Source organism: Pseudomonas sp. CFBP 13727 (genome assembly GCF_014841915.1).
Taxonomy (GTDB): Bacteria; Pseudomonadota; Gammaproteobacteria; order Pseudomonadales; family Pseudomonadaceae; genus Aquipseudomonas; species Aquipseudomonas baltica.
Window position 1 is genome coordinate 448,836 of record NZ_JACYUT010000001.1, and the last position, 13,115, is coordinate 461,950.

Below are 13,115 nucleotides of genomic sequence, written 5' to 3' on the forward strand. Positions count from 1 at the left end.
TGACCGCTCCTACAGTGGATGCAGGCACTTCACCAATCCCTGTAGGAGCGGCCAGTGGCCGCGAACGCGGTATCCCAGTCCCCGCAGAAGGCCCTGCCCATGACCGCTGAAAACCTCATCGAAATCCGCGACCTGAGCGTGGCGTTCAATGGCCAGGCGGTGGTCAAGGACGTGAGCTTCGACATTCCCGTCGGCCAGTGCGTGGCCCTGGTCGGGGAATCGGGTTCGGGCAAGTCGGTGACTGCCCACTCCATCCTGCAACTGTTGCCCGGCACCGCTTGCACCAGCAGCGGCAGCGTGCGCTACCAGGGGCAGGAACTGATGGGCGCCGATGCAGCGACCCTGCGCCGCATGCGCGGTGACCGCATCGCCATGATTTTCCAGGAGCCCATGACCTCGCTCAATCCCTTGCACACCGTGCACAAGCAGATCGGTGAAACCCTGCTGGTGCACAAGGGCATGGGCGGCAAGCAGGCCGAGGCACGCATCCTGGAATTGCTCGAGATGGTCGGCATCCAGAACCCGCGCAAACGCCTCAAGGCCTACCCGCACCAGTTGTCCGGTGGCCAGCGCCAGCGCGTGATGATCGCCATGGCATTGGCCTGCGAGCCACAGCTGTTGATCGCCGACGAACCCACCACCGCCCTCGACGTGACGGTGCAACGGCGCATCCTGCTGTTGCTGCAGTCATTGCAGAAGCGCCTGGGCATGTCGCTGCTGCTGATCAGCCACGACCTCAACCTGGTGCGCAGCATTGCCCAGCATGTCTGTGTGATGCGTGCCGGCGAAATCGTCGAGCAGGCCGCTTGCGAGCAGCTGTTCAGTGCACCGCAGCACCCCTACAGCCAACTGCTGCTGGACGCTGAACCGGCCGGTGCGGTGCTGTGCCAGGAGAATCGGCCGGAACTGTTGCAGGTCGACGGCCTGAAGGTCTGGTACCCCCTGGACGGCGGTCTGTTTCGCAAGCCGCGCGAGTTCGTCAAGGCAGTGGACGGCATCAGCCTGAGCGTGCAGCAGGGCAAGACCCTGGGCATCGTCGGCGAGTCCGGTTCGGGCAAGTCGACCCTCGGCCAGGCGATCCTGCGCCTGCTCGACTCCCAGGGCGGCATTCGCTTCCAGGGCCAGGCACTCGATGGTCTGGATCAGAAGCAGATGCGGCCGTGGCGCAAGCAGATGCAGGTGGTCTTCCAGGACCCCTTCGGCAGCCTCAGCCCGCGCATGTCGGTGGCGCAGATCATCAGCGAAGGTCTGGAAGTGCACAGCGGCGCCAACGCCCGGGCCTGCGACGAGCAGGTCATCCAGGTGCTGCGCGAAGTCGGCCTGGACCCCGCGGCACGGCACCGCTACCCCCACGAATTTTCCGGCGGCCAGCGTCAGCGTATCGCCATCGCGCGGGCACTGGTGCTGCGCCCGGCGCTGATTTTGCTGGACGAGCCGACCTCGGCCCTCGACCGCACGGTGCAGAAGCAGGTGGTGCAACTGCTGCGTCAGTTGCAGGAGCGCCACGGCCTGACCTACCTGTTCATCAGCCATGACCTGGCGGTGGTGCGGGCGCTGGCCCATGATGTGATCGTGGTCAAGGACGGCCAGGTGGTGGAGTACGGCCCTACCGACCGACTGTTCACCGACCCTCGGCATCCCTACACCCAGGAATTGCTGCAGGCGGCGCTGGTGTAGCGTGGTATAGATTGCAGGACAACCCCAGAGGCAATGCATATGGCACTCGACGGCAAGACGGCTTTGGTTACCGGCTCCACCAGCGGCATCGGCCTGGGCATTGCCTCGGTGCTGGCCCGCCACGGCGCCAACGTGGTGCTCAACGGTTTCGGCGATCCGGCGGCGGCCCTCGCGGAAGTACGCCGGCATGGCACCCAGGTCGCCCACCACGGTGCCGACGTGAGCGACCCGACGCAGCTGGCCGAGCTGTTCGAGTACGTGCAAGCGACGTTCGGCGGTGTCGATATCCTGGTCAACAACGCCGGCATCCAGCACGTGGCGGCGGTCGAGGCATTTCCCGTGGAGCGCTGGGATGCGATCATCGCGATCAACCTGTCCTCGGTGTTCCACGGCACTCGCCTGGCGCTGCCGGGCATGCGTGAGAAAGGCTGGGGGCGGATCGTCAATATCGCTTCGGTGCACGGTCAGGTCGGCTCGGTCGGCAAGGCCGCCTATGTCGCCGCCAAGCATGGCGTGATCGGCCTGACCAAGGTGGTCGGCCTGGAAACCGCGACTACGCAGATCACCTGCAACGCCATCTGCCCCGGCTTCGTGCTGACTCCGCTGGTGCAGAAGCAGATCGATGATCGTGCGGCCACGGGTGGTGACCCGGTTGACGCCCAGCGCGAATTGCTCGCGGAAAAACAGCCCTCGCTGGAATTCGTCACGCCCGAGCATCTGGGCGAACTGGTGATGTTTCTGTGCACCGAGGCCGGCAGCCAGGTGCGCGGTGCGGCGTGGAACATCGACGGTGGCTGGCTGGCGCAATGACGCGGGGAACCGCCCCGTGCCGGCAAAGTCGGAGTAAGGACATTACCATGTGCAAGGAGCTTCTGTGACCATCGCTCCCCCCAGCGAACCGCTCGGCCCGCAAGCGCCGGACCAGACCCGTGAAGTGCATCGCCTGCGGGTGCTGACGGTGAATACACACAAGGGTTTTACCGCATTCAACCGCCGTTTCATCCTGCCCGAATTGCGTGAGGCGGTGCGCAGCACCAGCGCCGACCTGGTGTTCCTGCAGGAAGTGCTGGGCGGCCACGACGGCCATGCGTCGAAGTTCTCCAACTGGCCGCAGATGTCACAGTACGAGTTTCTCGCCGACAGCATGTGGAGCGATTTCGCCTACGGGCGCAACGCGGTGTACCCGGACGGCCACCATGGCAACGCGGTGCTGTCCAAGTACCCGATTCTGCGCTACAGCAACCTCGACATCTCGATCACCGGGCCCGAGCGCCGCGGCTTGCTGCATTGCGTGTTGCAGGTACCGGGGCACGACGAGGTGCATGCGATCTGTGTGCACTTGTCGCTGCTGGAAAGCCACCGCCAACAGCAATTGGCGCTGTTGAGCCAGCTGCTCGATTCGTTGCCCGAGGATGCGCCGGTGATCATTGCCGGCGATTTCAACGACTGGCAGTTGCGCGGCAACGCTACGCTGGCCAAGCGCAAGGATCTGCACGAGGCGTTCGAACGGCACAACGGGCAGTTGGCCAAGACCTACCCGGCGCGCTTTCCGCTGCTGCGCCTGGATCGGATCTATGTGCGCAACGCAACCAGCCACGGGCCGATCATTCTGGGCAACAAGCCGTGGACGCACCTGTCGGACCATTTGCCGTTGGCGGTTGAGATTCATCTGTAGCGCAGACCCTTGTAGCAGCGGGGCGAGCCGCGTCCGGGTGCGCTGCGGTGTATCTGTAAAACCGCGATGAGGCCGGACGCGGCTCGCGCCGCTGCTACAAGGATCATTGGCGGGTCACTACTGGCTTTCGGGGTCGTCGCTCACCAGGCCCCAATCTGCGCTTTTGCGGTCGGATGCAGGCGTGGGCGAGGCGGGCGCCGAGGTGTGCTGCACGCCCTCCTCGCCGTGCAGCTTCAAGCGCAGGCGCAGGTTGTTCACCGAATCGGCATTCTTCAACGCTTCTTCCTCGCTGATCGCCCCCTCAATGGCCAGCTCGTACAAAGCATGGTCGAACGTCTGCATGCCCAGGTTCACGGATTTCTCCATGATGCCCTTGAGCTCGGAAAACTCGTTGCGGTGAATGAAGTCGCGAATCGTCGGCGTGCCCAGCATCACCTCGACCGCCGCGCGGCGCTTGCCGTCGGTGGTGCGTACCAGCCGCTGCGAGACGAACGCCTGCAGGTTGTTGCCCAGATCGTTGAGCAACTGCGGGCGGCGGTCTTCGGGAAAGAAATTGATGATGCGGTCCAGCGCCTGGTTGGCGTTGTTGGCGTGCAAGGTGGAAATCGCCAGGTGGCCGGTGTCGGCGAATGCCAGTGCGTGTTCCATGGTTTCGCGGTCGCGGATCTCGCCGATCAGGATCACGTCCGGCGCCTGGCGCAGGGTGTTCTTCAGGGCGGCCTGGAAGCTGCGTGTGTCGACCCCCACCTCACGCTGATTGATGATCGACTTCTTGTGCCGGTGGATGAACTCCACCGGGTCCTCGATGGTGATGATGTGCCCGCTGCTGTTGCGGTTGCGGTAGTCGATCAATGCGGCCAGCGACGTCGACTTGCCGGAACCGGTCGCGCCGACGAACAGCACCAGGCCGCGCTTTTCCATGATCACGTCGAGCAGCTTGCGCGGCAGCTTGAGGTCTTCGAAGCTGGGAATGTCGAGCTTGATGTTGCGTGCGACAATGGACACTTCGTTGCGCTGCTTGAAGATATTGACGCGAAAGCGCCCTACCCCGTGGATCGACAACGCCAGATTCATTTCCAGCTCACGCTCGAAGTCTATACGCTGCTCGGCGTCCATGATGCTGGCCGCGATCGCGGCAATGTCGCCTGGTTTCAAGGCTTCGGCGCTGAGCGGCTTGAGCACGCCGTTGAACTTGGCGCAGGGTGGCGCGCCAGTGGACAGGTAGAGGTCGGAGCCATCCTGACTGGCCAGGAGCTTGAGCAATGCCTGGATTTCCATAGGCTTGGGGTCCTGTAAAGGCGGTCGATAGAAAGTACGCTATAGCTTGGCTGGATAAGCAGCCGCGGTAAATCAAAGGATAACGCAATGAATGCCTCACCTGTGGGCGGCAAGGTCGCGACACTGATCGCCAGCATGGACTGGACCGACAGCCCCCTGCCCGGCCCCGATGCCTGGCCACAGAGCTTGCGCACGGCCGTGGACATCGTCACCCACTCGCCCATGCCGATGCTGCTGCTGTGGGGCACGCAACTGTGCCAGCTGTACAACGACGCCTTTGCCTTGCTGGTGGGCAGCAACCACCCCCGCGCCCTGGGCCAGCCGGTGGACCGCATCTGGCCCGAGCTCAAGCCGTTTTCCGATCCCATCTACGCCGCGGTGATGCGCGGCGAAGTGCGTGCCTTCACCGAGAAGGGCTTCAATCTGCCGCGCGAAGGGCATTCGGCGCGGGTCTGGCTGGACCTCACCTACAGCCCGATTCGCGACGAAAACGAGCGCGTCGCCGGCATTCTGGTCACGGCCATCGAGGCCAACGAGCGCCGTGAAGTGAGCGCGGTGGGCAAACGCACCGAGCAGGAGTTGCGCGACAGCGAGGCGCATTTCCGCATGGCCATCGAGCTGTCCCCGGCGGTGCACTGGACCGCCGACGCCAACGGCCGCACCGACGGCGAAAGCCAGACCGAGCGCTGGCGCCAGCTGACCGGCATGCGCAGCCTGCGACCGGACGACGACTGGGCGCAGCTGGTGCATCCGGATGACCACCTGCCGACCCTCGACGCCTGGCATCTGGCGGTGAGCACTGGTCGCCCCTACGATGCCGAGTACCGTCTGCGCATGGCCGATGGCAGCTACCACTGGATGCACGCCCGTGCGCTGCCCCAACTGGATGCCGACGGCGTGATCCGGCAATGGTTCGGCATGACCGAAGACGTGCAGAATCGGCGTCAGGTGGAGCAGGCGCTGCGCGAGCTCAACGAGCATCTGGAAACCCGCGTCAGCGAACGGACCCAGGCCCTGGCCGAGGTCAACCTGCGCCTGCAGAACGAAATGCAGGAGCGCGAACGCGCCGAAGAGGCGTTGCGCCACGCGCAGAAGATGGAAGCGCTGGGGCAGTTGACCGGTGGCATCGCCCACGACTTCAACAACATGCTCACCGGCATCATCGGCAGCCTCGACCTGATGCAGCGCTACATCGACGCCGGGCGCAGCAGCGAAATCAAGCGCTTCAGCGAGGCCGCAGTCAGCTCGGCCCATCGCGCCGCCGGTCTCACTCACCGCTTGCTGGCGTTTTCGCGACGGCAGTCGCTGGACCGCAAGCGCCTGGCGCCCAACGCGCTGGTGCATTCGCTCGAAGAGCTGTTCAGCCGCACGCTCGGCGAACATCTACAGTTGCAGCTGCAACTGGCGCCCGACGTCTGGCCGGTGAACACCGATGCCAGCCAGCTGGAGAACGCCCTGCTCAATCTGGTGATCAATGCCCGCGACGCTATGCCCGACAGTGGTGTGCTGACCATCGAAACCGCCAACTGCGAGCTCGACGCCACCCCCGAAGGCGCTACGCTGGAGCCGGTCAAGCCGGGTGCCTACGTGATGTTCCGGGTCAGCGACAACGGCAGCGGCATGAGTGCCCCGGTGCTGGCCAAGGCATTCGATCCGTTCTTCACCACCAAGCCCATCGGTCAGGGCACCGGGCTGGGGTTGTCGATGATCTATGGCTTCGCCCAGCAGTCGGGCGGACAGGTAACGCTGCAGAGCCGTCCCGGCGAGGGCACCTGCGTGCGCCTGTACCTGCCGCGGCACAGCGAACCGTCCGATGCGCTGGCCGAGCAGCGCGCTCCGGCCGTGTTGCCCATGGCCCGGGACGGTGAAAGCGTGCTGGTGGTCGAGGACGATCCAGCGGTGCGGATGCTGGTGCTCGATGTGCTCGACGAACTGGGCTACGCCGCGCATTCCGCCGGCGAGGCCACGGCGGCGCTGGCCTTGCTCGACGCGGGATTGGACATCGATCTGCTGGTGACTGACGTAGGCCTGCCCGGGCTCAACGGCCGGCAGTTGGCGGAGATCGCGCGGCAGCAGCGGCCAGGCCTGAAGGTGCTGTTCATCACCGGGTATGCCGAGAAAGCAGCGGAACGCTATGGCTTTCTTGCCGAGGGCATGGACATGATCACCAAGCCGTTTTCCATCGAGCGCCTGGGCAGCAAGATCCGCGACATGATCAACCTGGCGTGATTTGCGGCATAATCAGCGGCTTTTTCCAGCGAGCATCGGGCAATGAAGGCACAAGCTAGGCACATTCTGGTCAAAACCGCCGAGGAGGCGGAGGCGCTGCGCCTGCGGATTGCCAAAGGTGAGGCGTTCGATGTGCTGGCGAAGAAGTATTCGACCTGCCCGTCAGGCAAGCGCGGCGGTGACCTGGGTGAAGTGCGACCGGGGCAGATGGTTGGCGCCATCGACCAGATCATCTTCAAGAAACCGCTGCGTACGGTGCACGGGCCGGTGAAAAGCAAGTTCGGTTATCACCTGGTGCAGGTGTTCTACCGCGATTGACGAGCATCTGTAGGAGCGGTCAGCGGCCGCGAAGGCCCAACGCGTACCTGCGGATGCACCGCGGTGTCTGGTTCGCGGCCACAGACCGCTCCTACGGCGGAAAAAGGCCGCTGCTACAAGGTTAGAGGTACTCGCCAACCGCCTTGGGCCTTTGGTGCTGCAATTTGAGGTCGGTGCGCATGCCTGCGATGAGGTTCGAGATCGCGCGGCTGCTGGTCAATTGCTCGGTGCGAATGCCGCTGAGCATGTAATCCACCTTGTGCGAAGTGCGGTCGAACACGCGCACGGTCAGCGAACGGTCATGGGCTTGGGTACATTGGCAGCGTTGCGGCAGAAAACTGCTTTCAATGATATTGCGCAGTTCAAGGGTGGACAACATGATGACACTCCATTCTTGGTCTTATCCCTGAGATCGGGCTTGCCCGAATACAGTGCACATTCCATGCCCCACGCCCCGCCATGCACTCGCCATACAAATCAAACACTTACCCACTAAAGCGCCTAACCGTATCGTGCATTGTGCAATATCCAGGTGCAACAGCGTTGCAAATTGCACAGCATTCAGCGCATTGAAACTTAGCGGGCGGCTGCAAGGTCACCTGCAAACACACCGCGCAGGAGCACCCTTCACCATGGCACGAGCAATCTGGAAAGGCGCGATCAGCTTCGGGCTGGTTCATATTCCCGTAGCGCTGGTATCGGCCACTGCCTCCCAGGGCGTCGACTTCGACTGGCTGGACAAACGCAGCATGGACCCGGTCGGCTACAAGCGTATCAACAAGAAAACCGGCAAGGAGATGGACAAGGAAAACATCGTAAAAGGCGTGCAGTACGAAAAAGGCCGCTACGTGGTGCTGAGTGAAGACGAGATCCGCGCCGCTCACCCTGTTTCAACCCAGACCATCGATATTTTCTCCTTCGTCGACCGCAACCAGATTCCCCTGCCCAACATCGACACACCCTACTTCCTGGCGCCTGACCGACGTGGCGAGAAAGTCTACGCGCTGTTGCGCGAAACGCTGATCAGTACCAAGAAAGTTGCACTTGCATTGGTGGTATTGCACACCCGTCAGTACTTGGCGGCACTGATGCCATTGGACGGCGCGCTGGTGATGGTCAAGTTGCGCTGGCCTTCGGAAGTTCGCGACCTGGACATACTCGAGCTGGGCAAAGAGGTGAGGAAACCCGAACTGACCAAGAAGGAACTGGACATGGCCAAACGCTTGGTCGAAGACATGAGTGGCGACTGGCAGCCTGAAGAGTATGTCGACAAGTTCGAGCAGAAGATCATGGCGCTGGTGGAAAAAAAGGCCAACAAGGGCGAGATCGAAGACGTGGAAACCGAGGTCGGCCAGGAAGCGCGCAAGACTGCGGATGTCATCGACCTGACCGAACTGCTCAAGCGCAGCCTCGCTGGCAAATCACCCACCACGTCGAAGGCCAAGCCTGCCAAGGAAAAATCCGCGACGAAAAAAACGCCTGCACGTCGCAGCCCGCGCAAGGCTTCTTGAATATCGATAGACAGCAACAATGCGCTCACTGCCAACGGTATTGATGAATAGATATTTTCATCAATACCGTTATTGAATAACTTGATATAAAGCTGCTTTCAATACCAACTTTAAAAACCTCTCGACTACACTCGTTGCATTGCAAGTCTGCATTGACCACCTGATCGCCCACCGCGCCTTGTTTAATCCGCGCGCGTGGCTGTGGGAGTTGCCAATGAATACCAACGAGTTGTTGATACGCACCAGTCTACTGACCGCACTGGCCGTACCGTGCGAATACGCCCGGTCCGATTGCACCTTCAGCCCCGGCGTCGGCAATGACGCCTACGTGTGCGACAGCGGAACGGCGCCGGGGCTTTCCGACCTGCTGGGCAACAACAGCCTTACCCTGCCCGCCGACGGCACGGGCACCATCACCGGCGCGGTCGAGTTCGGCCCTGGCCAGGACAGCTTGTTGATGCGCTCGGGCACTGTGGGCGGCGCACTGAACACCGGCGCGGGTGCCGATACCGTGTTCATCAGCGCCGGGCGCCTGTTGTCCCTGACCCAAGGCGATGGCGCCGATACGCTCGAAGTCGTTGGCGGCACCGTCAGCGGTACGGTGAACCAAGGCAGCGGCATCGACAACTTCATCATGCGCGGCGGGCAGATCCTGGCTTTGGGGCAAGGTGACGGGCTGGATACCTTTCTCATGACCGACGGCACCATCGTCGGCGCCTTCGAGGACGGCGACATCGCGCGGATGAGCGGCGGCACCATCGGCCGGGTCGACATGAAGCTCGACAACAACCTGTTCGAGCTGTCCGGCGGGCGCATCAATGGCAACCTGGTTGCCGGCTTCGGCAATGACACCATCGCCGTTTCCGCAGGCAGCATCGGCGGCAACATCAGCGTCAGTGGCGGCACCGACCAGGTGACGGTGAGCGGTGGTGATATCGGCGGCAACGTCTTGCTCAGCTTTGGCGACGACCGTTTCATCTGGCGCGACGCGGGCCTGATCCACGGCGCCATCAGCCTGGGCCCAGGCAACGATACGGCGCTGCTGAGCAACCTGGGCGAGACACAACTGGCCTCCCCCAGCCTGGTCTACGGTGATGCCGGAGTCGATACCCTGACCCTGGACAACAGCCGCACCACCGGCGGCGCGCGCTACAGCTACTGGGAAACCATCAACCTGAACAACGGCTCGGTGCTGGACCTGCCCGACCGGCTGAGCCTGGCCGATGACTCGACGCCGCTGGACAGCGGTCTGCTCAACCTTGACCGCACCAGTACACTGGGCGCCACCCAGGGCTGGGTCGGGCCGATAGTCGCCGGGCAAACGGTGACCCTGAACAACGCCGGCCTGATCGATCTGACCCGCAGTGGCGCCGACGCGAGTGACCGGCTGACTGTGATTGGCAACTATGTGGGCAATGACGCGCGTTTGCGCTTGCAGAGCGTGCTGGGTGGTGACGACGCGCCTGCCGACCGGCTGATCGTGGCGCGCGGCACCATCAGCGGCAGCACGGCGATCACGGTGGACAACCTCGACGGCCAGGGCGCGCTGACCCTCGCCAACGGCATTGCCGTGGTCGAGGCCACGCAGGGCGCGACCAGCACTGACGGCGCTTTCAACCTGGCGCAAGACTTGTCGGTCGGGGCCTATCAGTATTACCTGTTCAAGGGCGGCGTGACCGCAGGCAGCGAGAACAGCTGGTTCCTGCGGTCTTCCGTGGTGGCAGCGCCGCCGGTGACACCGCCTGTGGTCGAACCGCCGATCATTCAGCCCCCGGTGGTCGAACCCCCGATAGCCGAACCACCGATCATCGAGCCGCCCGTTGTCCAACCTCCGGTGACGCAACCCCCGGTCGATGAGCCGCCACCGGTAACACCGCCGGACGCCGAACTGCCCGAGGAGACCCCGGTCGAGCCATTCGTGCCGCCTGCGCCCGTGCAGCCGGAAACACCTGTGGCCGAACCGGCACCAACGGAACCGGCTCCAGCCGCCCAGGCACCCGTTGCTGCGGTCGGCACGCCGACCTTGCCGCAGGCCACTCCGGGCCAGCGTATCGTGCTCTACCGGATCGAGGTGCCGGCCTACAGCGTCGTACCTCCGGCCGCCGCCTTGCTGGCGCTGGACAGCCTGGGCAGCTTCCACGAGCGGCAGGGCGAACAAAGCCTGCTCGGTGAGCGCGGCGCCCTGGCGGCGGGCTGGGCACGCACATTCGGCAGCCACGGGCGGCAGAAATGGGCCGGGGCCGCAGCGCCAAGCCTCAAAGGCAACACCCGCGGCTACCAGGTCGGTCACGACTTGTTCGCCACCCTCGGCGACGGCGGCTATCGCCAGCATGCAGGACTGTTCGCTGGGCATTCACGTGTGGACGGCCAGGTGCGTGGCTTCGCCCTGGGGTTCGACGACACCCCCTCCGGCGACATCCGCCTGCGCGCCGACAATCTAGGTGCCTATTGGACCCTGGTGGGCCCGGCCGGCGGCTACGTGGACGTGGTGGCCATGGGCACCCGGTTCACCGGACGCAGCCGCTCCGAACGCGGCTATAGCCTGGATCTCGATGGACACGGCATCACCCTTTCCGTGGAAGGCGGCTATCCGATTGCTTTATCCGGGGACTGGACACTGGAGCCGCAGGCGCAACTGATCGGCCAGAGGATCACGCTGGACACGGCTCGCGACCCGGTATCGAAAGTGGACTTCGACAGCGAAGACTATTGGCGCGCCAGATTGGGCGCGCGCTTGAAGGGCGAGTACCGTGTCAGCGGTACCCCGGTCGAGCCCTACGTACGGGCCAACCTGTGGCACACCTTCCAGGGCGAAGACGCAGTGACGTTCGATGACAGCGACACCTTGCGCACCCAGCATCGCAGCACGCAGGCTCAGCTCGGGTTGGGCATCGCAGCCCGATTGAGCAGCGATGTCAGCCTGTACCTCAATGCCGACTACGCCCGCAGCCTGGACGCACAACCCCAGGAAAGCCTGCAAGGCAGCCTGGGGGTGCGCATCAGTTGGTAGCTTCAGGCGGAATCGTCAGGGCTCATGTCAGCCTCACCGGTCTGGGTGCGGACCTCACGCGGATCCATCTCCCGATCGCGGTCCATCGGTACGGGCGAAAGATTCTCGTCGCCGGGACGTGGGTCTTCGGCAGGCTTGCCCTCGGCAAACGGCTCGGGTTCGATCGGATCGTTGGGACGATCCAAAGGGTCGGGAATCTGCGTCGAACTGCTGGGTGCCATATCATCCTCGCTGAAAGCACATGGGGTTCAGCGCATATGACGCCGTCGCAGCGCCGAGGTGCAGATTGCTTTGCAGCGCAAGGCCTTGCGCTCAGAGGCAGGTGGCCAGCGAAGCCAGGCGACGTGTGGCCACCTCGCCCTGCTCGCGGGCATAGAAGCTGACCAGACTGCCGGCGCCGCGCGGGCGGATGTCGGCGAAATAGGTCGCCGCAGGTGTGAACACCGTGTACCCGCCCTCGCTGGCCTCCGAAGAGGCATCGGTCATGACACCGAACATGGCTTCGTCCTGCCAGCTGAACTGAACGCACTGGGCTATTTTCTGCGCGGTTTTTTCCGAGTTCATGGTTTGCACCGGCGCTGCGCTGCGCGCCTGTTTCATGTTCAGGCCCGTGCAACCGGTAAGTACACACAAGCCCAGTGCTGCTGCGATGATGCGCATCGTCGTTTCCATTCGAAATAAACCGCGAATGTATCACTGCCACGTGATGCCGGCATCACCGACCCATCACTGACAAAGATGCATGGCCATGAGGAACAGAACGAAAGCGCCAAGCACCTCGAAATGACCCAGCACCCAGGCGCCCAGGCGGGAACGCCGAGGTGCGCCGTACACGCCGTACAATTGCGGCCACAAAGCGGCCGAAGTCGCCAATACGGCGCCTGCCAACAGCAACAACACATAGGCCATCGCAAGGTCCCGCGGTGATGAATGAAGATAGGCCTTAGTGCCCTCGCTGCAGGGCTCGTTCCAAAGCGTTGCGTGCACTTCGTCACAAAAGCGCGCATCAGTGGCATTGCCTGCCGGCATCCGTGGCTGCACAATCCGTGCTCTCTCATTACCCATCGAAGGCCCCATGGCAGAACCCGATTCGCGTCACCAGGCCGCCCTGGACCGCTTTCTCGAAGCGCGTCCCGAGCTGCAAACCGAACTGGACACTCTCAACCCGCTGGCCGCACGTGCAGCCGGGCTCAGCGTCACGGAATACCGTGCGGAGCGCCTGCACGAGGCGTTCGAGGAATTCGCCGATGCGCAAGGCATGTTTGCCTGGGAATTGACCCTGCAACTCACCGCGGCTACACCGCAGGAGTTCGAAACCCAGCGTCTGGAAGTGCACAAGGAAGTGGCCGAAATGGCGGGCATGCCGTGGGACGAATACATGCAGCTCAACGGGCTGAAAGAGAGCTGACGAATCACG

At 63.4% G+C, this 13,115-nt stretch carries 12 protein-coding genes; 8 read left to right on the forward strand and 4 right to left on the reverse strand.

Annotation, left to right across the window (positions count from 1 at the left end; genetic code table 11):
- Window positions 1-99 precede the first annotated feature (99 nt).
- From IFT76_RS01850 to IFT76_RS01860, 3 genes are all read left to right on the forward strand, one after another.
- The gene (locus IFT76_RS01850; protein WP_192057230.1) at window positions 100-1,677 is read left to right on the forward strand and encodes an ABC transporter ATP-binding protein; all 1,578 of its coding nucleotides are present in this window, start codon (window positions 100-102) and stop codon (window positions 1,675-1,677) included.
- A 39-nt stretch (window positions 1,678-1,716) separates the two neighbouring features.
- Window positions 1,717-2,487 (forward strand): 3-hydroxybutyrate dehydrogenase, encoded by a 771-nt coding sequence (locus tag IFT76_RS01855; protein WP_192057755.1) that lies wholly within the window; start codon window positions 1,717-1,719, stop codon window positions 2,485-2,487.
- 70 nt (window positions 2,488-2,557) lie between these two features.
- The gene (locus IFT76_RS01860) at window positions 2,558-3,352 is read left to right on the forward strand and encodes an endonuclease/exonuclease/phosphatase family protein (protein WP_122714227.1); all 795 of its coding nucleotides are present in this window, start codon (window positions 2,558-2,560) and stop codon (window positions 3,350-3,352) included.
- A 117-nt stretch (window positions 3,353-3,469) separates the two neighbouring features.
- Here the strand turns inward: IFT76_RS01860 and IFT76_RS01865 are convergent, their stop codons facing one another.
- Window positions 3,470-4,630: a PilT/PilU family type 4a pilus ATPase gene (locus tag IFT76_RS01865; protein ID WP_192057231.1), complete on the reverse strand. Its 1,161-nt coding sequence runs from the start codon at window positions 4,628-4,630 to the stop codon at window positions 3,470-3,472.
- A gap of 87 nt (window positions 4,631-4,717) precedes the next feature.
- On the opposite strand from IFT76_RS01865, the gene IFT76_RS01870 reads away from it, so the two are divergent.
- Both IFT76_RS01870 and IFT76_RS01875 read left to right on the forward strand, forming a co-directional pair.
- The gene (locus IFT76_RS01870; protein ID WP_192054444.1) at window positions 4,718-6,859 is read left to right on the forward strand and encodes an ATP-binding protein; all 2,142 of its coding nucleotides are present in this window, start codon (window positions 4,718-4,720) and stop codon (window positions 6,857-6,859) included.
- A gap of 42 nt (window positions 6,860-6,901) precedes the next feature.
- Window positions 6,902-7,177: a peptidylprolyl isomerase gene (locus IFT76_RS01875; protein ID WP_043189034.1), complete on the forward strand. Its 276-nt coding sequence runs from the start codon at window positions 6,902-6,904 to the stop codon at window positions 7,175-7,177.
- A gap of 121 nt (window positions 7,178-7,298) precedes the next feature.
- Here IFT76_RS01875 and IFT76_RS01880 read toward each other — a convergent pair whose 3' ends face one another.
- Window positions 7,299-7,556, reverse strand: a complete 258-nt coding sequence (locus tag IFT76_RS01880; RefSeq protein WP_122714198.1) for a DUF1652 domain-containing protein — start codon at window positions 7,554-7,556, stop codon at window positions 7,299-7,301.
- 253 nt (window positions 7,557-7,809) lie between these two features.
- Here IFT76_RS01880 and ku point away from each other — a divergent pair, with 253 nt between their 5' ends.
- The gene (ku, locus tag IFT76_RS01885) at window positions 7,810-8,688 is read left to right on the forward strand and encodes a non-homologous end joining protein Ku (RefSeq protein ID WP_192057232.1); all 879 of its coding nucleotides are present in this window, start codon (window positions 7,810-7,812) and stop codon (window positions 8,686-8,688) included.
- 214 nt (window positions 8,689-8,902) lie between these two features.
- Window positions 8,903-11,698, forward strand: coding sequence for an autotransporter outer membrane beta-barrel domain-containing protein (locus IFT76_RS01890; RefSeq protein WP_192057233.1), 2,796 nt, complete (start codon window positions 8,903-8,905; stop codon window positions 11,696-11,698).
- 2 nt (window positions 11,699-11,700) lie between these two features.
- Here IFT76_RS01890 and IFT76_RS01895 read toward each other — a convergent pair whose 3' ends face one another.
- Window positions 11,701-11,919, reverse strand: coding sequence for a hypothetical protein (locus tag IFT76_RS01895; protein WP_122478450.1), 219 nt, complete (start codon window positions 11,917-11,919; stop codon window positions 11,701-11,703).
- Between the two features lie 91 nt (window positions 11,920-12,010).
- Window positions 12,011-12,358, reverse strand: a complete 348-nt coding sequence (locus IFT76_RS01900; RefSeq protein ID WP_192057234.1) for a hypothetical protein — start codon at window positions 12,356-12,358, stop codon at window positions 12,011-12,013.
- Between the two features lie 415 nt (window positions 12,359-12,773).
- Here IFT76_RS01900 and IFT76_RS01905 point away from each other — a divergent pair, with 415 nt between their 5' ends.
- Window positions 12,774-13,106 (forward strand): DUF6388 family protein, encoded by a 333-nt coding sequence (locus IFT76_RS01905; protein ID WP_192057235.1) that lies wholly within the window; start codon window positions 12,774-12,776, stop codon window positions 13,104-13,106.
- Window positions 13,107-13,115: the final 9 nt, after the last annotated feature.

Excerpts from the sequence above, each read along its gene's own strand:
- IFT76_RS01900 (WP_192057234.1), bottom strand. The coding sequence starts at position 12,358 with ATGCGCATCATCGCAGCAGCACTGGGCTTGTGTGTACTTACCGGTTGC.
- IFT76_RS01850 (WP_192057230.1), top strand. The coding sequence starts at position 100 with ATGACCGCTGAAAACCTCATCGAAATCCGCGACCTGAGCGTGGCGTTC.
- IFT76_RS01870 (WP_192054444.1), top strand. The coding sequence starts at position 4,718 with ATGAATGCCTCACCTGTGGGCGGCAAGGTCGCGACACTGATCGCCAGC.
- IFT76_RS01875 (WP_043189034.1), top strand. The coding sequence starts at position 6,902 with ATGAAGGCACAAGCTAGGCACATTCTGGTCAAAACCGCCGAGGAGGCG.
- IFT76_RS01895 (WP_122478450.1), bottom strand. The coding sequence starts at position 11,919 with ATGGCACCCAGCAGTTCGACGCAGATTCCCGACCCTTTGGATCGTCCC.
- IFT76_RS01865 (WP_192057231.1), bottom strand. The coding sequence starts at position 4,630 with ATGGAAATCCAGGCATTGCTCAAGCTCCTGGCCAGTCAGGATGGCTCC.
- IFT76_RS01905 (WP_192057235.1), top strand. The coding sequence starts at position 12,774 with ATGGCAGAACCCGATTCGCGTCACCAGGCCGCCCTGGACCGCTTTCTC.
- ku (WP_192057232.1), top strand. The coding sequence starts at position 7,810 with ATGGCACGAGCAATCTGGAAAGGCGCGATCAGCTTCGGGCTGGTTCAT.
- IFT76_RS01855 (WP_192057755.1), top strand. The coding sequence starts at position 1,717 with ATGGCACTCGACGGCAAGACGGCTTTGGTTACCGGCTCCACCAGCGGC.
- IFT76_RS01880 (WP_122714198.1), bottom strand. The coding sequence starts at position 7,556 with ATGTTGTCCACCCTTGAACTGCGCAATATCATTGAAAGCAGTTTTCTG.
- IFT76_RS01890 (WP_192057233.1), top strand. The coding sequence starts at position 8,903 with ATGAATACCAACGAGTTGTTGATACGCACCAGTCTACTGACCGCACTG.